The sequence below is a fragment of the Mesorhizobium sp. EU05-FHT14A09 genome (assembly GCF_058790995.1).
This window is the reverse complement of sequence record NZ_JBYTDF010000001.1, coordinates 1149254-1166827: the sequence shown is the minus strand read 5'-3', so window position 1 is coordinate 1166827 and position 17574 is coordinate 1149254. Positions and strand designations below refer to the sequence as shown.

The 17574-nt window shown below is 60.3% G+C and carries 22 protein-coding genes and 3 tRNA genes; 7 read left to right on the top strand and 18 right to left on the bottom strand.

Annotated features, from left to right (window positions below):
* Positions 1-117: 117 nt before the first annotated feature.
* From rplL to tuf, 11 genes are all read right to left on the bottom strand, one after another.
* Positions 118-495 (bottom strand): 50S ribosomal protein L7/L12, encoded by a 378-nt coding sequence (gene rplL, locus AC3WTO_RS05475; RefSeq protein ID WP_101934578.1) that lies wholly within the window; start codon positions 493-495, stop codon positions 118-120.
* 51 nt (positions 496-546) lie between these two features.
* A complete protein-coding gene (gene rplJ, locus AC3WTO_RS05470) occupies positions 547-1065 on the bottom strand; it encodes a 50S ribosomal protein L10 (protein WP_492459652.1) in 519 nt (172 codons plus the stop codon).
* 391 nt (positions 1066-1456) lie between these two features.
* A complete protein-coding gene (gene rplA / locus AC3WTO_RS05465) occupies positions 1457-2155 on the bottom strand; it encodes a 50S ribosomal protein L1 (RefSeq protein ID WP_492459651.1) in 699 nt (232 codons plus the stop codon).
* A gap of 4 nt (positions 2156-2159) precedes the next feature.
* A complete protein-coding gene (gene rplK, locus AC3WTO_RS05460; RefSeq protein WP_101934581.1) occupies positions 2160-2588 on the bottom strand; it encodes a 50S ribosomal protein L11 in 429 nt (142 codons plus the stop codon).
* Positions 2589-2763: 175 nt separating this feature from the next.
* Positions 2764-3303, bottom strand: coding sequence for a transcription termination/antitermination protein NusG (gene nusG / locus AC3WTO_RS05455; protein WP_492459650.1), 540 nt, complete (start codon positions 3301-3303; stop codon positions 2764-2766).
* 27 nt (positions 3304-3330) lie between these two features.
* Positions 3331-3534 (bottom strand): preprotein translocase subunit SecE, encoded by a 204-nt coding sequence (gene secE / locus AC3WTO_RS05450; protein WP_492459649.1) that lies wholly within the window; start codon positions 3532-3534, stop codon positions 3331-3333.
* Positions 3535-3877: 343 nt separating this feature from the next.
* Positions 3878-3953: transfer RNA gene (locus AC3WTO_RS05445), tRNA-Trp, on the bottom strand.
* 108 nt (positions 3954-4061) lie between these two features.
* Positions 4062-4613, bottom strand: a complete 552-nt coding sequence (locus AC3WTO_RS05440) for a putative glycolipid-binding domain-containing protein (protein ID WP_492459648.1) — start codon at positions 4611-4613, stop codon at positions 4062-4064.
* Positions 4614-4654: 41 nt separating this feature from the next.
* A complete protein-coding gene (locus AC3WTO_RS05435; RefSeq protein ID WP_492460043.1) occupies positions 4655-5134 on the bottom strand; it encodes a group II truncated hemoglobin in 480 nt (159 codons plus the stop codon).
* A gap of 220 nt (positions 5135-5354) precedes the next feature.
* Positions 5355-6878, bottom strand: coding sequence for a COG3904 family protein (locus AC3WTO_RS05430; protein WP_492459647.1), 1524 nt, complete (start codon positions 6876-6878; stop codon positions 5355-5357).
* A gap of 120 nt (positions 6879-6998) precedes the next feature.
* Positions 6999-8174 carry an elongation factor Tu gene (gene tuf / locus AC3WTO_RS05425; RefSeq protein ID WP_379072248.1) on the bottom strand — a complete coding sequence of 392 codons (1176 nt, stop codon included), beginning with the start codon at positions 8172-8174 and terminating at the stop codon, positions 6999-7001.
* 337 nt (positions 8175-8511) lie between these two features.
* On the opposite strand from tuf, the gene AC3WTO_RS05420 reads away from it, so the two are divergent.
* Positions 8512-8745: a DUF680 domain-containing protein gene (locus tag AC3WTO_RS05420; RefSeq protein WP_492459646.1), complete on the top strand. Its 234-nt coding sequence runs from the start codon at positions 8512-8514 to the stop codon at positions 8743-8745.
* Positions 8746-8831: 86 nt separating this feature from the next.
* On the opposite strand, the gene AC3WTO_RS05415 is transcribed toward AC3WTO_RS05420, so the two are convergent.
* Entirely contained in the window at positions 8832-9086 is a 255-nt protein-coding gene (locus AC3WTO_RS05415; RefSeq protein WP_129415677.1) for a GlsB/YeaQ/YmgE family stress response membrane protein, read from the bottom strand.
* A 147-nt stretch (positions 9087-9233) separates the two neighbouring features.
* Between AC3WTO_RS05415 and AC3WTO_RS05410 the strand changes: the two genes are divergently transcribed.
* The 4 genes from AC3WTO_RS05410 (at position 9234) to AC3WTO_RS05395 (ending at position 10989) form a co-directional block, all read left to right on the top strand.
* Complete coding sequence (locus AC3WTO_RS05410; protein ID WP_492459645.1) at positions 9234-9680, top strand: YidB family protein; 447 nt, start codon at positions 9234-9236, stop codon at positions 9678-9680.
* A 238-nt stretch (positions 9681-9918) separates the two neighbouring features.
* The gene (locus tag AC3WTO_RS05405; RefSeq protein ID WP_492459644.1) at positions 9919-10215 is read left to right on the top strand and encodes a DUF982 domain-containing protein; all 297 of its coding nucleotides are present in this window, start codon (positions 9919-9921) and stop codon (positions 10213-10215) included.
* Between the two features lie 204 nt (positions 10216-10419).
* Positions 10420-10773, top strand: a complete 354-nt coding sequence (locus tag AC3WTO_RS05400; RefSeq protein ID WP_492459642.1) for a hypothetical protein — start codon at positions 10420-10422, stop codon at positions 10771-10773.
* A gap of 48 nt (positions 10774-10821) precedes the next feature.
* Positions 10822-10989, top strand: a complete 168-nt coding sequence (locus AC3WTO_RS05395; RefSeq protein ID WP_492459641.1) for a Thivi_2564 family membrane protein — start codon at positions 10822-10824, stop codon at positions 10987-10989.
* A gap of 100 nt (positions 10990-11089) precedes the next feature.
* On the opposite strand, the gene AC3WTO_RS05390 is transcribed toward AC3WTO_RS05395, so the two are convergent.
* The 3 genes from AC3WTO_RS05390 to AC3WTO_RS05380 all read right to left on the bottom strand — a co-directional run bounded on the left by AC3WTO_RS05390 (position 11090) and on the right by AC3WTO_RS05380 (position 11741).
* Positions 11090-11163, bottom strand: a tRNA-Gly gene (locus tag AC3WTO_RS05390).
* A gap of 121 nt (positions 11164-11284) precedes the next feature.
* Positions 11285-11369, bottom strand: a tRNA-Tyr gene (locus tag AC3WTO_RS05385).
* Between the two features lie 75 nt (positions 11370-11444).
* Positions 11445-11741, bottom strand: a complete 297-nt coding sequence (locus tag AC3WTO_RS05380; protein ID WP_492459640.1) for a hypothetical protein — start codon at positions 11739-11741, stop codon at positions 11445-11447.
* Between AC3WTO_RS05380 and AC3WTO_RS05375 the strand changes: the two genes are divergently transcribed.
* The gene (locus AC3WTO_RS05375) at positions 11728-12576 is read left to right on the top strand and encodes a TrmH family RNA methyltransferase (protein ID WP_492459639.1); all 849 of its coding nucleotides are present in this window, start codon (positions 11728-11730) and stop codon (positions 12574-12576) included. The genes AC3WTO_RS05380 and AC3WTO_RS05375 overlap by 14 nt on opposite strands.
* A 362-nt stretch (positions 12577-12938) precedes the next feature.
* Here AC3WTO_RS05375 and AC3WTO_RS05370 read toward each other — a convergent pair whose 3' ends face one another.
* The 3 genes from AC3WTO_RS05370 to gcl form a co-directional block, all read right to left on the bottom strand.
* Positions 12939-13823, bottom strand: a complete 885-nt coding sequence (locus AC3WTO_RS05370; protein ID WP_492459638.1) for a 2-hydroxy-3-oxopropionate reductase — start codon at positions 13821-13823, stop codon at positions 12939-12941.
* Between the two features lie 85 nt (positions 13824-13908).
* The gene (gene hyi, locus AC3WTO_RS05365; RefSeq protein WP_492459637.1) at positions 13909-14706 is read right to left on the bottom strand and encodes a hydroxypyruvate isomerase; all 798 of its coding nucleotides are present in this window, start codon (positions 14704-14706) and stop codon (positions 13909-13911) included.
* Positions 14707-14751: 45 nt separating this feature from the next.
* Positions 14752-16533, bottom strand: coding sequence for a glyoxylate carboligase (gcl, locus tag AC3WTO_RS05360; RefSeq protein WP_492459636.1), 1782 nt, complete (start codon positions 16531-16533; stop codon positions 14752-14754).
* A 210-nt stretch (positions 16534-16743) separates the two neighbouring features.
* Between gcl and bhcR the strand changes: the two genes are divergently transcribed.
* The gene (gene bhcR, locus AC3WTO_RS05355; protein WP_492459635.1) at positions 16744-17565 is read left to right on the top strand and encodes an HTH-type transcriptional regulator BhcR; all 822 of its coding nucleotides are present in this window, start codon (positions 16744-16746) and stop codon (positions 17563-17565) included.
* The last annotated feature ends 9 nt before the right edge of the window (positions 17566-17574 follow it).

Sequence of the window (17574 nt, the reverse complement as noted above, 5' to 3'; positions counted from 1 at the left end):
GCCAGAACGGTTGAAAACCCGTTTCCTGAAAGCCGGATTTCGGCCTTCAGGAAAGAGGTTTCCAGAACGTCCCTTCAGGACCGGTGGACGGCACGTGCCGTCCACCGAAACCCTGAATTACTTCAGCTCGACCTTGGCGCCGGCTGCTTCCAGCTGGGCCTTGATCTTCTCGGCGTCGGCCTTGGCCACGCCTTCCTTGACCGGCTTCGGAGCGGCCTCGACCAGGTCCTTGGCTTCCTTGAGGCCCAGGCCGGTGATGGCGCGCACTTCCTTGATGACTTCGATCTTCTTGTCGCCAGCGGCAGCAAGAATGACGTCGAATTCGGTCTTCTCTTCAACCGGAGCAGCAGCAGCGGCACCGCCGCCAGCAGCAGCAACAGCCACCGGAGCGGCAGCCGAAACGCCCCACTTCTCTTCCAGCAGCTTCGAGAGTTCAGCCGCCTCGAGGACGGTCAGGCTCGAGAGGTCGTCAACGATCTTTGCGAGATCAGCCATTTTGATATTCCTTCATAAGGTTCGAACGTGTTGTTGTGATGAGGAACGGCCTCACGCCGCCTCGTCCTTCCGGGCATAGGCGCCAATGACGCGAGCGACCGAAGCCGCCGGTGCATTGACGATCTGGGCGATCCGGGTTGCCGGAGTGGCGATCATGCCAACCAGCCTTGCACGCAGCTCGTCGAGCGACGGCAGCGAGGCAAGAGCCTTCACACCATCGGCGTTGAGCGAGGTCGACCCCATCGATCCGCCGAGAATGACCAGCTTGTCATTTCCCTTGGCGAAATCGGAGGCGACCTTCGGCGCCGCAATCGGATCATCCGAATAGGCGACCAGCGTCTGTCCCTTGAACAGATCGATGATGCTTTCGGATTCCGTGCCCTGAAGAGCGATCTTGGCGAGGCGGTTCTTCGCGACTTTGACGGTGCCGCCGGCATTACGCATCTTCGTACGAAGATCGTTCATCTGCGCGACGGTGATACCGGCATAGTGGGCCACGACCACTGAGCCGGCGCCCTTGAAGGCGTCGTTCAGGTCCGTGACGAGTTCGCGTTTTTCCGCTCTGTCCACTGCCTATCTCCAGTTGACCACTTTTCCCATTTGCGGGAACAGCAGTCGGGTTGCCTTTTGCCGGGCGGGCTATCCAGAAATCCAGATCTCCCGAACGGCGCTCGAGGATCCTGCCCCCTTTCGCCACACCCGACAGGTTTCCCCGGCGCAGTGCGCAGACAAAAGGCAAACACGGTTCGAACCTTCCATGGAGCCGAAGCTCCGGTGTCGGGTCCTACCCCGTCTCATGCAGGCCATTCAATTAAGGTCCGCCCTTTCGGGACTAGGCCGCCTGCAATCTCGGACAGGATGCCGGATCTCTTTCGATTTCCGGCATCCGATCCCCACTTGCGCGGGGATCGGAATTCTTCAGACAGGCCAACGCCTCAGGCGCTGGCCCACATTAAACTTGTCAGGCGACAACGAGGGTCGCGACATCCAGCTTCAGGCCCGGCCCCATCGTCGAGGTGACCGACACCTTCTTGACGTAGTTGCCCTTGGCGCCCGTCGGCTTGGCCTTGGTGACAGCATCGGCGAACGCGCGGATGTTTTCTTCCAGCGCCTTGACGTCGAACGAAACCTTGCCAATGCCGGCATGGATGATACCAGCCTTCTCGACGCGGAACTCGACCGCGCCACCCTTCGACGCCTTGACAGCGGCGGCGACGTCGGCAGTCACGGTACCAACCTTCGGGTTCGGCATCATGCCACGCGGGCCGAGCACCTTACCCAGACGACCGACCAGCGGCATCATATCCGGAGTGGCGATGCAGCGATCGAAATCGATCGTGCCCTTCTGGACGATGTCGACCAGATCCTCGGCACCAACGATATCGGCGCCAGCGGCCTTGGCCTCTTCAGCCTTGTCGCCACGTGCGAACACGGCGACGCGGACGTTCTTGCCAGTTCCGTTCGGCAGGTTGACCACACCGCGAACCATCTGGTCGGCATGACGTGGATCAACGCCGAGGTTCATGGCGATCTCGATGGTCTCATCGAACTTCACCTTCGAGCGATCCTTGAGGATCTGCAGTGCCTCGCCCAGGCCATAAGCCTTGTTCGGGTCGATGCCTTCGCGGGTCTTGGCTACACGCTTTGCAATCTTTGCCATCGTCTTAGCCCACCACTTCCAGGCCCATCGAACGGGCAGAGCCTTCGACCATGCGCATTGCTGCTTCCACGTCGTTGGCGTTCAGGTCCTTCATCTTCTTCTCGGCGATCTCGCGCACCTTGTCGCGGGCGATCGTGCCGGCCTTGACCTTGCCCGGCTCCTTCGAGCCCGACTTCAGGTTGGCGGCCTTCTTCAGGAAATAGCTCACCGGCGGCGTCTTCATGACGAAGGTGAACGACTTGTCCTGATAGTAGGTAATGACGACCGGGATGGGCGAACCCTTCTCCAGTTCCTGCGTCTGCGCGTTGAACGCCTTGCAGAATTCCATGATGTTGATGCCGCGCTGACCAAGCGCCGGGCCGATCGGGGGCGACGGAGTCGCAGAACCCGCGGCAACCTGGAGCTTGAGCTGGCCCGCTATTTTCTTAGCCATACTCTTTCCTGCCTTCAGTCATGCCAGATCCCCTAACTTGAGGAAGATACCGGCGGTTGCAGTATGGTGGTCCGGTTCGTTCGGCCGGCTAAGCCGCCCTCACCTCCCACCCGTTCAAGGCAACGCCGACAGCGCCACCCAATCCGCCCTCCCGTAGGAGGAGGACGAAAACCGATCAGCCCTTTTCGACCTGACCGAATTCGAGATCGACAGGCACGGCGCGCCCGAAGATCGAAACTTCCACCTTGAGACGGGCACGCTCCTCGTCCACTTCCTGGACGAAACCATTGAACGAGGCGAAAGGCCCGTCCGAAACCCGCACCTGCTCGCCGATCTCGAAAGTGACCGACGGCTTCGGCCGCTCGACGCCCTCCTGCACCTGATGCAGGATGCGCTCGGCCTCCTTTTCGGTGATGAACATCGGCTTCGCCGTATGCTTGTCCTCACCGAGGAAACCGGTAACGCGCGGCGTATTCTTCACCAGCGAAATCACCGCATCGTTCAGGTCCGCCTTCATCAGCACGTAGCCGGGGAAGAACTTGCGCTCTGCGTCGACCTTCTTGCCGCGACGAACCTCGACAACCTTCTCGGTCGGAACCACGATCTGTTCGATACGCTCCGACAGGCCCTTCTGCCTGGCCTTGTTCTCGATATCTTCAGCGACCTTCTTCTCGAAGTTCGAATAAGCGTGAACGATGTACCACCGCGCAGTCATCTATCAATTATCCCCGTCGTGGTGGTCTTACTTGCCGATGCCGAGGATCATCTCGACCGCCAAACCCATGATCTGGTCGGCAGCGAAGAAGAAAATCATGGCAATCGCCGCGAAGGCCAGGACCATGACTGTCGAAATCATCGTTTCCCGCCTGGAAGGCCATGTGACCTTGGCAGTCTCCGCCCTCACCTGCTGAAGGAAGACGAAAGGATTGGATGTCTTCGACGCCATGTCCGCTCTGCTTTCAAGGCCCGTTGACCGGACCTCCTGGATGATCCCGCCGGCCGGGATGCGCCGCAAAAACCGAAGCTCCAGCCGAATCAGCCGACCTTCGATCCATGCAAATCAGACGCGCAAAGCTGGCTTCCCAGCTCCACGCGCCGCGTGTCTGTCGTGTCTACATAAAGACGATTCTTGTTCCACGCAAGTGGCAAGCTTCCGCTTTATGGCCAAACGCCGCATCGGAACCATCCAGTCGTTCCGTCCCGGCTATGGGCGCCTTATGCCCGAAAAACGCACATATGGCAAGGCTTGCGCCCAGTTCAAGACCTGTGTTCTCAACGAATTTGGAAACTGGCAGGGGCAGCAGGGCTCGAACCCGCGACCTGCGGTTTTGGAGACCGCCGCTCTACCAACTGAGCTATACCCCTAGAGTTGCGACGCATCATCTGCGCGGCAGGCGCTTCCTAGAAGCTTCCGCGTCGTCTGTAAAGAGCAGGTTTGACGCAAATCACACCGCAACCGGAAAGCCGGCTCAATCACAAAAGCCTGCGAAACAGCCCTGGGTAATCCGTGACCAGTCCATGCTTGTCGAATGCGACCTCGCGGCGGAAATCGCTGTCCAGGGATTCGTAGAGATAGAGCCTGCCCTCCTCCAGGCATGTGTAGCGCTGGGGGTCGGGAAAGACCTCAAGCGTCGGCACATAGACATAGGCCGTGCGAACCTCCGCGCTCTCGCCCTTGGCAAGACGAAGCCGCTTCACCGGCAGCGTATTGGTGAAAGGGCTTATCGACAGATCGGGCTCCAGCGCGCCATCCAACGCAGGTGCAGGCCGACCGCTGATCGTCCAGTGGCCCTTGCCATCGGTCTCCAGGACAAGCTCATCCTTGCGACCGATCAATGAGACCTCCACGCGACGGGTCAACCAGTCGGCACCGATCGCGATCCTGTAGCGTGCGGCGAAGGCATGCGGATCGGTGGAAACAGCAACCGCATCCACGGACAGTCCGTCGCGCAGGGCACTCAACACCAAGTGCTGGGTGCCAGCCCCCTCCCATTCCTGCCAGCGTGCGACAACTTCGGTGTTCATCGGGCGACCGGCTCCCTGACTGCATGCAGTCCAACTATGCCTCAGCCCTCCGGAGGTTTATAGGGGCCGCCCGGCACCCCCCAGCCCCATTGCGGCATCGGCTCTTGCTGCGGGTCGCAGGTCGCGCCCAGCGTGGAATTCATCTTCGCCAGCCGCGAACCCCATTCGACATAGGCGGCAAACGCAGAGCGGAATTCGGGATCATCCGGCAAACCGACGTCATCGGCTGCATCCATCAGAAGGCTGATCCAGCGCCGTCGCTGTTCTTCGGTCAGCTGCCTATCGAGATGATGCATCACCATCTCGCGATGTCCGCCATGCTTCTCGGAATAGGTCTGCGGACCGCCGAAGACCTCGCCAATGAAGGCAGCGACATGAGCGGGATGATCGGGCGACATGTTGCGGAAGACCGGCCCGACGACAGGATCTTTCGCCACCTTGTCGTAGAAAGCCGAGGTCAGCCGATTGAGCCGTTCGGCTCCGCCTGCCCAATCGTAAAGCGTGGGTATGTCACCAGAAATGATCCCCTCCTGGGTTCAGATCAAAACTGGCGCATAGTCAATGCCATTCACGACCGCTGCAAGCTGGCAATGCGATTAGTTGTTGTCGGTCTGTGTGGTGCGCAAAATACAACCCTCCGAGGCAGGAGGGTCTTTGCAAAGGACGGCCGCGGTCAGGGAATCGACATCTACCGCGTTGGTAATGAACTTCAACGCCTGCATATCCGCCAATGAGGGAGCATCAAAACCTGCGCCCGGAGATGCCTGCATTGCGGCAAGAAGCTTGATTTCGATACCCATCTCGGCCAGATACTGCGCAAGCCTCTGTTCGAGGTCCTTGTCCGCGTCGGTTTTCTTGCGACGAAGCGTGACCATAGCTCCGCTGGCCGCAAACCGTTGCGTGCCTCCGACGACCATCAATACGCATTTCAGCCGCGCAATAACCTTCGTACGATCCTGCACGTCCGGAAAAGCGATCATTTTCACCGGAACAATCGGCCCGACCCGGCTCGCAACCCGTGAATTTTGTCTTGCCCAAGGCGACGGACAACCCGTGGCTCCTGATGATGCGGCCGATCGCCATTGCGGCTTCTGCATTGCCGCCGGAAGATGTGAGCACAACCAGCAGCCGCTTGCCGTTGAGATCACTCAAGGTCTTTTCCAGCAGTTTCGGCGTTTCTGCTGTGATCGAACCTTCGGCGGATATCCATTGAGGGCAGACCGGCTCGCAGCCGCTTTCGCTGGAGCGAACGACCACAATTCTCATCGCGGGCCCCCTGCCGCCTGGCGTACTGGATGACGCGGCATTTGAAGGCAACTGCTTGGCGGATAGCGGGGCAGAAGCGACCACCAGAGGAGACGGAACCTGCCTGCAATTCGCTGGCGACGAGACGGACTTGCATATTGTGGGCGAAGTCAGCGCATCGACCTGGTCAAGGCTGGTGATCAGCCGCATTTTCAACATCTCGTCCTGCGCGAGAACGAGTATTCCCGACGCCGGCGTGTTGTTGATGGGTTCGATTATCTGGGCACTTATCCCCATTTCCGCCAGATAGGCCACCAGATCACGGCGCAGTTTTTTGCTCATGTCCGTTGTTGAGAAGGTGCCGGTATTTTTGCGCCCGACAACTTTCTTCGAGACGACTTTCCTACCCTTCACTATACGCGTCGTAGTTCTGTAGGTGATCAATTGCTGTCTGTAGGTGGTGGTAACCTGATGAACCCCCAGTTGGGCCCAGGCACCGACCAGGCGCCGTGTCCCGCCCGCCAGGATCAGCGGGCATGCGGAATAACAGTAGGCAAAACCGGCTGCAGCAACGCCTTTATAGCCACCCTTTTTATCGACATCGCACCCAACCTGCCTTGGGGCACAGGTAACGAAAGTCGTGTAGCCTACGGCAACGTCAAGGCCCCTTTGCCGGATCATTCTCCCCATGGCGATGGCGGCATTGAGATCGCCTCCGCGTGACTGGAGGACAATTGGAAGCTTGCGGCCACCAACCTTCTTGAGAAATTGCCTGAAACGCGTCGCCGCGCTCGAATCGATATCGCCCTCAGCCCATATCCATTCAGGACAATTGGGTTCGCACGAGTAGGCAGCACTTCGGACGACAGCAAAACGAATGGGTTGAGAAGGCCCGGCCGCTTGTGCCTGCACTGCATGCGCGGGCTCGAAAACGGTCAGAATTGCCGTGATAAGAAGGAGAAGAAAAAGAGGCGACCAGAAGCTGAAGGAGCCTCCAAACCTGTCCTTTTTCAACGACATTGCCTCCGCCCACCCCATTTCTGCCACCGGCTTACTCGGCAGGCAAGGGGCGGGTACGATCAAGGCAAAAAGAAAGGGCGGCCCGAAGACCGCCCTTTCGCTATTCAGTCGAACCGCCGATTACTCGACGATGGAAGCTACAATGCCGGCGCCGACGGTGCGGCCGCCTTCGCGGATAGCGAAGCGCAGCTTCTCTTCCATGGCGATCGGCACGATCAGCTCGACGTCAACGGTGATGTTGTCGCCAGGCATGACCATCTCGGTGCCGGCCGGCAGCGAAACGATGCCCGTCACGTCCGTCGTGCGGAAGTAGAACTGCGGACGGTAGTTCGTGAAGAACGGCGTATGACGGCCACCCTCTTCCTTCGTCAGGATGTAGGCTTCCGCCTTGAACTTCTTGTGCGGCTTCACGGTGCCCGGCTTGGCCAGAACCTGGCCGCGCTCGACGCCTTCACGGTCAACGCCGCGCAGCAGCGCGCCGATGTTGTCGCCTGCCTGGCCCTGATCGAGCAGCTTGCGGAACATTTCGACGCCCGTGCAGGTCGTCTTCGAGGTCGGACGGATGCCGACGATCTCGAGTTCTTCGCCAACCTTGACAATGCCGCGCTCGACGCGACCGGTCACGACCGTGCCGCGGCCCGAGATCGAGAACACGTCTTCGATCGGCATCAGGAACGGCTTGTCGATCGGACGCTCTGGCGTCGGGATGTAGCTGTCGACCGCAGCCATCAGCTCGCGGATCGCGTCTTCACCGATCTTCTTGTCCGAATCTTCCAGCGCAGCAAGAGCCGAGCCCTTGATGATCGGAATGTCGTCGCCCGGGAACTCGTACTTCGACAGAAGCTCGCGAACTTCCAACTCGACCAGCTCGAGAAGCTCGGCGTCGTCAACCTGGTCGACCTTGTTCAGGAACACAACGATCGCAGGAACGCCAACCTGACGAGCGAGCAGGATGTGCTCGCGGGTCTGCGGCATCGGGCCGTCAGCGGCCGAGCAAACCAGGATCGCGCCGTCCATCTGGGCAGCACCCGTGATCATGTTCTTCACATAGTCGGCGTGGCCGGGGCAGTCGACGTGCGCATAGTGACGGTTCGGCGTCTCGTACTCGACGTGCGCCGTCGAGATCGTGATGCCGCGGGCCTTCTCTTCCGGCGCTGCGTCGATCTGATCGTAAGGCTTGTATTCGCCAAAGTACTTCGTGATCGCTGCCGTCAGCGACGTCTTGCCATGGTCAACGTGACCAATCGTGCCAATGTTCACATGAGGCTTCGTACGCTCGAATTTACCTTTTGCCATAGTCTCTTTCCTTGGACGGCCTGGACCTACGTTCAGTCGGATGCGCGGCGATTAGCGACAAAGGCCGCAAAACACAAGCCTCTTGTAGCTGGCGTCGGAAACGCAGGCATCGACAGAGCTGGATCAGTGCTGTGGATTTGCCTAAATGTAGGAATTCAAACCTAGTTCGCAAGAGGTGCGGCGCACGGCGCTTCGTTCACAACCGATCAACGATCTCGTGACGGCGCGCGATCATGTCGTGATTGGAAGCCGACCAAGCTCCGGCACATATCCGTCATGCCTGCGGACGGCGCCTTCAGAAGCCAGCCGCCGGTTTGAAATCAAGGAGTTTTCGTCCATGAACAAGATCGTTCTTACCGCAGCCGCCCTGCTGGTCGCTGCTTCCGGCAGTGCCTTCGCCGCCAACACAACGCATATGAAGCAGGCCACCCGCCAGGCCGCCGAACAGGTCGATCAAACCCGTACATCCTCGATCGGATCGCCGGTTGCGGCACCGCGTGTCTCGCCAACCGACCAGGATCCCTTCACCATGCCAGACCCCGGCTATGGCCAGGGCATCTGGGGCCAATAAGCCTCCCGCGATCGAGCGACACGATCAAAAAGGGCCGCGCGACTTATCGTCCGCGGCCCTTTGTTTTGCTTCACCGGATGATGACGCTAGGCGCGCCGCCCGCTGATGGCATGATAGCCCCAGAGGACCACGACGGCCCCGATCACGGCCACGATCAGGCTGTAGATATTGAGCCCGGTAACGCCGGTGGCGCCGAAGGCGCTGAAGATCACACCGCCGACGATCGCCCCGACGATGCCGAGCACGATATCCATCAGGAAGCCCTGACCACTCTTGTTGACGATTTTGCTGCCGATGAAGCCGGCGATGACGCCGAGGATAATCCAGCTGATAATGCCCATTGCGCTGCTCCGTTTGCCCCCAGGCAAGCGCAGATTTCCATAGGGCGGGCCAAAGCTCAAGCTCGTCTTGAAATTGTCGTGGAGAGGGTCAATTGTCAGGGTGGGCCGGACTGAGTGGGCCAGGACTGTTTACAACGGAGATCCACGATGGGACTGTTCGACAATGCCGTTCCAGGCGGCAACATCACAAAACCTCTGATGATCGCACTGGGCGCCCTGCTGGTGGGCAAGATGCTCGGTGGCGGCGGTTCGGCACAGCAACAGGCGCCCGAACCCGCGGCTCCTGATAACGCCGGCGCCGATGGCGGCCTGCTCGGCGGCCTTGGCGGCCTGCTCGGTAAGCTGAAGGATGCCGGACACGGCCAGGTTGCTGACTCCTGGGTCGGCACCGGCCAGAACCAGTCGATCGATGCCGGCACGCTCGGCAAGGCGCTCGGCCCGCAGGTGATCCGCGAGATCGCCGCACGCACCGGACTGGATGAGCAAGAGTTGCTGAAGCAACTGTCCAATGCGCTGCCTGGCGTCGTCGACAAGCTGACCCCGAACGGACAGGTGCCGTCGCGCAACCAGCTCGAATCATTGTTCGGCAACTGATTTTCGAACATCTTGCCGGATCGAAACGGGCGCCCTCGGCGCCCGTTTTTCGTATGGGCAACCGATCCGTCCCGGCTCGATGCCGATCGTATGATCGCGTCCGCTGCCCGGCAGGCAGCAACTTAATCGATTCCATCACAGATCCGCACCATCCCGTCTCCATTTGTGACGAGAGCGACCATTTCCTTGCCCGCTTTGGCCAGTCAAAAAGGCGCCCTTATCAAGGAGACGGACTTCCATGACCGACCTTCGTTTCAACAACCCCGTTTCGATCTTCATGGGCCTCGGCTTTCCGCGCGACGTCGAGAACGTGCTCGAAGCCTATGATGTGCTGCTCGAATGGAACGGCACCCGCGACGGCGACCACGCAGCGGCGATCGGCGCCTGCCGTGATGCGATCGCCCGCGTGCGCTCATCAGCCGAGGCTCGCGACGCGTTCCAGCGCTTTGCCCAGAACAAAGGTATCCTGAGCGAAGAGGCGCTCGACCGCGCCGCGCTTACCATGGCGCAGGAATGGGGACGGCTCAGCGCGTAGACTGCCGTTCGCCGCATCCGAACCAGCATGCAGAACGCCGCCCCTCGCCAGGGCGGCGTTTTTCTTTGCGGCCCGCGGAGAGTGAAATCTCGGCCGGGCTCTGTAACGTCTTGTCAGGTAAAGTTATTTCCGGATCGAACAATTTCGGAACGAACTGCCCGCTTCCACCGTTGCGGTCGTGTACAACGATCAAAGGAGTGTGGAATGGTTGCTACGTCCAAAGAAACGCACGCAAACGGAACGGACATCCAGGCGGCACTTGAAGGACAACTTTCGGAATTGCGACGCGAAGTCGCGAGGCTGAACAAATCCTTGGCCGCTCGCGGCGGCGAAATCTTCGACGAAGCCCTGGATCACGCCGACGATACCTACCGCAGCGCGTCGGCTACCGCGGCAAAAGCCATGCGTCACCTGCGCAGTCAGGCACATTCGGTTTCGGAAACGGCAAGGGAAAACCCTCGCGCCACAACGGCCGTGGTTGCGGTGGTCGGTGCATTGGCGCTGCTCGCCGGCATGGCTCTGGCCAGGTCTCACAACGGCAGGGACAGCTACTGGTAGGCCACTGCAGCGGTTTGTCCCCCGAACCAATCGTGTGAGGAGATTGATATGGCTGCTTCCATGCTGATCAGCATCCTGATCACCTTCCTGGTGATCGTGCTTGTTCTTTATCTCGTGCAACGGCTGCCGCTCGACGGCAAAATCCGACAGATCGTGCAGATCATCGTGATTCTGATCGGGATCGTGTCGCTGCTCAAGTATCTGGCGGTGTTCTAACCAGCCGGCGCTGGTGTCGCCTTCGGACGAAGGCACGCCACCAAAACACTGTTTAGGCCGCGCTATGCGCGGTCTTTTCTTTTGGGAACAAGGGAAGCGCTGGAGCGGGTGAAGGGAATCGAACCCTCGTATTCAGCTTGGAAGGCTGCTGCTCTACCATTGAGCTACACCCGCTTTGCGTCCGCATCCATAGATGAGAAGGCGGCAATCCGGAAGCCCGTTCCACAAGAAATTTGGCTGACTGAACAAGGCAGCTGCCTTGCAGATGCTCAACCATATTCTCACGTGGAGGAAGTGGTGGGAGAAGTAGGACTCGAACCTACGAAGGCGTAGCCAGCGGATTTACAGTCCGCCCCCTTTGCCGCTCGGGACATTCTCCCTTAACCGTGACCTGCCCTGTTACGGGATCGGCCGGCCGGAAACCGGGTGCCTTATGGCGGTTGAGGTTCGGCCTGTCAACCACGGCTGATGGCCACCAGGATGATTTTCTTCACATGCGGTGACAACTGCTCCGCAGCGATGGTCGCAAAGCTGTCGTGGCTAAGATGACTGCGGTAAAATATGGCGCATGACAGCGCTTCTTCCTGCAAGACCAGCCCGGAATTCACCGCTGAAAGGCCGTTCGCACGAAGGGATTTTGCCGTCGGTTGAAAGAAAAGCCGACACACCGGTTTACTTTTGGACGCAGCCGCGACATCTCCGATAAAACTGCGCTTGCGCAATGCCGGAGCCGCCTCGATGAGCAACGACACCAAAAAGGGAACGCCGAAGGACAGCCACTACGCGCGGCTGCGGCGTGCACATCGCGAAGAAAAGACCGGCGGAGCGCCGACTTTCCGCCCGCGCCCGAAGGTTGCGCCCGGCGAAGGGCCGGCAAACGGTCTGGTTCGGCTCTACGGGCTGCATACGGTAAGCGCAGCGCTCGACAATCCTGCCCGCCGCATCCGCTCCATGCTGGTGACACGCAATGCGCTTGAGCGCCTCGACATTTCCGACATCGGCGCCCTACCCTTCCAGGCCGAACTGGTCGAACCGCGCGATATCGACAAGCTGACCGGATCCGACGCCGTGCATCAAGGCGTGCTGATCGAAGCCGAACCCTTGAAGCCAAAACGGCTCGACGCGCTTGGCGCCAGCAATCTGGTGCTGGTCCTCGACCAGGTCACCGACCCGCACAATGTCGGCGCCATCCTGCGTTCGGCTGTCGCTTTCGGCGCAGGAGCGCTGATCACCACTGCGCGCCACAGCCCGCAGGAAAGTGGCGTGCTGGCGAAATCGGCGTCGGGCGCGCTGGAGCATATCGACCATATCGAAGTGAAGAATCTCGCCGAGGCGCTCGGTCAACTGCACGAAGCGGGTTTCCAGACGATCGGGCTCGATTCGGACGGACCAGCAGAACTTGAGAAAACGTTCTCCAGCGACAGAATCGCCCTGGTGCTGGGAGCCGAAGGAAAAGGGCTGCGTCAGAAGACGCGTGAAACGGTGACGTCGTTGGCACGACTCGACATGCCGGGTGCCATTCGCTCGCTCAATGTTTCCAACGCGGCAGCAGTGGCACTCTACGCGGTGCGACGCTTCCTCGGCTGACCCACCCAAAAAGAATGCCCTCGCGTTGGGATCGAGGGCAAGGGCTTGCGCCTGAATGTGAGACCCTCATCCAGACGGGTCCCGTCGGCCGAGGTCGTGATGGATCGATCCACCCCGTCGTGATGTGACACCTCGACGAGGTGGATCTGGAGGCGGTCCGCCGCTCCCAAGGTGAACCGCGATCGGGAACCCCTCGCCCGTCGAAAACCGACCGAGCGTCATCTCCTCCATGGCATGCCAGAAGACGCGTCGAGGCAGGCTTCAAAAAAGGGCGCATTTCAAGGAACGTGCCCAGGGAGAGGTTGCCTGAAGATGGGACCTGGGGCGTTTCCGATCATTCGCCTCAGGTCTTTGTAGTCGCACTAGGCGACTGGATGCCCAGCCATCAGTTCCAGCGCCTTGACCACGCCGGAATGATCGTCCTTGGCGCCGCCATTGGCTGCGCAAGCATTGAAGAGCTGCTGTGTGGTCGAGGTGTTGGGCAAAGCGACGCCCAGCGACTTCGCGCCTTCCAGTGCCAGGTTCAGGTCTTTCTGGTGCAGCTCGATGCGGAACCCCGGTGCGAAGGTGCGCTTGATCATGCGCTCGCCATGGACCTCCAGGATGCGCGAATTGGCGAGGCCACCCATCAGCGCCTGGCGCACCTTGGCCGGATCGGCCCCTGCCTTGGAGGCAAACACCAGCGCCTCGGCGACGGCTTCGATGGTGAGCGCGACGATGATCTGGTTAGCCACCTTGGCGGTCTGGCCGGAACCATTCGGGCCGACCAGGGTGATGTTCTTGCCGAGCTTGTCGAAGATCGGCCTGGCGCGATCGAACGAAGCTTCCTCGCCGCCGACCATGATGGCGAGCGATGCGGCTTTCGCACCAACTTCACCGCCGGAAACCGGAGCGTCGAGATAATCCGCGCCCGTTGCCTTGACCTTGGCGGCGAACTCCTTGGTGAAGATCGGCGAGATCGAGCTCATGTCGACGACCAGCTTGCCCTTGGACAAACCTTCGGCGACGCCCTTGGCACCGAACAGAACCTCCTCGACCTGCGGGGTGTCCGGAACCATCAGGATGATGATGTTGGCCGCGCGCGCCACGGCATCGTTGCCGGTCACGACCTTGATGCCCTTGGCGGCAAGCTCCGGCGCCGGCTTCGCGAAATGGTCCGTGGTCACCACCTCATAGCCGGCGTCCAGCAGATGTCCCGCCATCGGCGTGCCCATGATGCCCAGGCCGATGAAACCGATCTTTTCCATTGTGATTGTCCTTTCGATGTCAGTCGTCATCGCGCCAGTCGGCTCGCGCCGCTGGAACGGGGTAGATGTGTCGGTCGGATGACGGTCAGGCTGCGGCGCTACCCTTGCCTACCTGCGCCTGGAACCAGCCAAGGCCTGCTTCAGTACCGGCCTTCGGCTTGTATTCGGCGCCGATCCAGCCTGCATAGCCGATACGATCGATGTGCTCGTACAGGAACGGATAGTTGATCTCGCCCGTTCCCGGCTCGTTGCGTCCGGGGTTGTCCGCAAGCTGGATATGCGCGATGCGGCCGAGGTTAGCCTCGATGGTGCGGGCGAGATCCCCCTCCATGACCTGCATGTGGTAGATGTCATACTGAAGGTAGAGGTTCTTCGAGCCAACGCGCTCGATGATATCGAGTGCCTGCCTGGTGTTGGTCAGGAAGAAGCCCGGAATGTCGCGGGTGTTGATCGGTTCGATCAAGAGCTTGATGCCGGCCTGCTCCAGTTTTTCGGCGGCGAAGCCGAGATTCTCGACGAGGACATTTTCCAATGCCTGGGTCGACACGCCGGCCGGTGTGATACCGGCCAGGCAGTTGAGCTGGTCGCAACCGAGGGCATGGGCGTAGGTGATTGCCTTGGCAACGCCCTGGCGGAACTCATGGATGCGATCCGGCAGCACAGCGATACCGCGTTCGCCCTTGCCCCAGTCGCCGACCGGAAGGTTGAACAGGACTTGCGTCAGGCCGTTCTTCTTCAGACGAGCCGCGACCACCTCAGGGGCATGGTCGTAGGGACCGATGTATTCGACGCCCTTGAAACCTGCGCGGGCGGCTGCGTCGAAGCGGTCGAGGAATTCATGCTCGTTGAAGAGCATCGAAAGATTGGCTGAAAACCGTGGCATAGCGGAACTTCCTTGGAAATTGAGTCAACGACTTCAGGAACAGATTCAATCGAGCAGCACGATCGCCGTGGGAGCGTCTTCGTTCTTCTCGGCCAGTTCCTCGAACTCGGTGATGTTGTTGATCTCGGTGCCCATGGAGATGTTGGTGACACGCTCCAGGATGAACTCCAGGACGACCGGAACCTGATGCTCCTTCATCAGCCGTTCTGCTTCCTTGAAGGCTCCGGCAAATTCTTCCGGCTTGCGGACGCGAACCGCCTTGCAGCCCATGCCTTCGGCGACCGCGACGTGGTCGACACCATAACCTGCCTCTGGGTCATCCTTCCGGTTCTGGTTTTCGAAGGCAAGGCTGACCTCGTAATCCATCTGGAAACCGCGCTGCGCCTGGCGGATGAGGCCGAGATAGGCGTTGTTCACGACGACGTGGATGTATGGCAGCTTGTGCTGGGCGCCGACCGCCAGCTCTTCGATCATGAACTGGAAATCATAGTCCCCCGACAGGGCGACGATATAGGCATCCGGATTGGCGGCGCGAACACCGAGTGCCGCCGGCAACGTCCAGCCGAGCGGGCCAGCCTGACCACAATTGATCCAGTTACGCGGCTTGTAGACATGCAGGAACTGCGCGCCGGCGATCTGGCTGAGGCCGATCGTGGTGACATAGGTGGTGTCGCGCGGAAAAGCCTTGTTCATCTCTTCATAGACGCGCTGCGGCTTCAGCGGCACCTGATCGAAATGGGTCTTGCGCTTGAGGCTCTTCTTGCGTTCCTGGCATTGCTTGGCCCAGCCCGACCAGTCACGCAGCTTGCCGGCCGTCTTCCATTCGGTAGCGACGTCGAGCAGCGCCTTCAACGCGGCACCGGCATCCGAGACCAGGCCGAGATCCGGTGCGAAGACACGGCCGATCTGGGTCGGTTCGATGTCGATGTGGATGAACTTCTTGCCCTTGGTGTAGACATCGACCGAACCGGTGTGGCGGTTGGCCCAGCGGTTGCCGATGCCGAACACGAAGTCGGCTTCGAGCATGGTCGCATTGCCGTAGCGATGCGATGTCTGCAGGCCGCACATGCCCGCCATCAGGCGATGGTCATCGGGGATGGAGCCCCAGCCCATCAGGGTTGGAACAACCGGAACGCCGGTGATCTCGGCAAATTCGATGAGCAGATCGGAAGCGTCGGCGTTGATGATGCCGCCACCGGCAACGATCAGGGGTTTCTCCGCCTGGTTCAGCATGGTGAGAGCTTTTTCGGCCTGAGCGCGGGTCAACGCGGGCTTGGCCAGCGGCAGCGGCTCATAGGCGTCGATATCGAATTCGATTTCGGCGAGTTGCACGTCGATCGGCAGGTCGACTAAGACCGGACCCGGACGGCCCGAACGCATCAGATAGAAGGCTTTCTGCAACGTCATCGGAACCAGGTAGGGTTCCATGACCGTCACCGCCCACTTGGCGACCGGACCAGCAATGGCAGCGATGTCGACGGCCTGGAAGTCTTCCTTGGTGAGACGAGCGCGCGGCGCCTGGCCGGTGATGCACAGGATCGGAATCGAGTCAGCCGCGGCCGAATAGAGGCCGGTGATCATGTCGGTGCCGGCCGGACCGGAAGTACCGATACACAGGCCGATATTGCCGGCCTTGGCACGGGTATAACCCTCAGCCATGTGCGAGGCGCCCTCGACGTGGCGGGCAAGGACGTGGCCAATGGTACCGCGCGCCTTCAGCGCCGAATAGAATGGGTTGATGGCAGCACCGGGCACACCAAAGCCGCACTTGATCCCTTCTTTCTCGAGAACGAGAACCGCTGCATCGACTGCGCGCATCCTTGCCATATCTGAGCCCTCCAAAACGGTGATGTTCGAATGGTCGGACTCTGCCAGCGCCGTGCGTATTTTTCAATTTTTCCAGAATAATTTTTCATTTTTAAATTTTATCAACTTCACACTGAATCTAAAAGGAATTCTGTTTTCCAAATAAAGTAGGCGAGACATTTCAGAAAAGTTTTTTATTGCCGGCTGACCGATTTTGGCGACAATGCGGATATGGAACAGACGGAAAAGCGCCAGCGCGGGCGTCCACGCGCTTTCAATGCTCCGGCAGACGCTGCGCAGGTGCAATCGCTGGATCGTGCGCTGCGCATCCTTGCCATTGTCGCGGAGGGCAGCGGCCTGTCGCTGTCGGAGGTAGCCAACGCCTCGGGGATTGCCGCCTCGACCGCTTACCGGATGCTGACGACCCTCGAAACGCACGGCATGGTCGAATTCGACAAGAGCGATCAGCTCTGGTCGATCGGCGTCGAAACCTACCGCATGGGCGCTGCATTTCTGCGCCGCCGCAAGCTGGTCGACCGCGCCCGCATTGTGATGCAGGAACTGATGGAAAAAACTGGCGAGACCGCCAACCTCGGCCTGGCCGAAGACGACTGTGTCGTCTTCGTCAGTCAGGTCGAGACACATCAGGCTATCCGCGCCTTCTTCCGGCCGGGTACGCGCAGCCCGTTTCACGCCTCCGGCATTGGCAAGGCGGTGCTGGCCTATCTCGACGGCGATCGTGTCGCCGCCATCAGCCGCAAGGCCGGCCTCGAAGCCTTTACCGGTAAAACGCTGGCCACCCTGCCCGCTTTGGCGCTCGACCTGAAGGATATCCGCGAACGCGGCTGGTCCGTCGACGACGAGGAGCGCAATCTCGGAATGCGCTGTGTCGCTGCCGCTATCTTCAACGAGTTCGGCGAACCGATCGGCGGTGTTTCGGTGTCGGGGCCGACCGCGCGGGTGACGCCTGAGCGACTCGCCGAAATCGGACCGTTGGTTCGGGATGCCGCGGTGGAGATCACCAAGATGATCGGCGGCAGCAACAAACGCTGAACATCGCGA